Here is a 251-nt window from a genome sequence, read left to right on the forward strand (position 1 = left end):
GGCCCGGAACATAATCTTTAAAGTCGTAGCCATACATCACATGATAAGACTTTTCGTCTTCTTTAAAGAAGCCAGTGGCGTTCCAGTTAATGAAATAGGTCTCTGGTAAAAAACCATCCGGTAGAGGGTAAGCTGACTCACCTATAATCTGTTGGTACCCCAAACCGAAGGTATGGTTTTTTACTTTAAGTGTTTCTAACACCCCAATGTTCTGCGCATCAATATCAAAAGTATTGCCGTCATCTTTTGCA

The 251-nt window shown here is 40.6% G+C and carries 1 protein-coding gene; it reads right to left on the reverse strand.

Annotation, left to right across the window (positions count from 1 at the left end):
- On the reverse strand, window positions 1–251 hold a 251-nt coding region (locus UC75_RS20060), incomplete at both ends, for an OprD family outer membrane porin (RefSeq protein ID WP_228137062.1).

It is taken from the genome of Acinetobacter sp. V2 (assembly GCF_001188385.1).
Taxonomy (GTDB): domain Bacteria; phylum Pseudomonadota; class Gammaproteobacteria; order Pseudomonadales; family Moraxellaceae; genus Acinetobacter; species Acinetobacter oleivorans.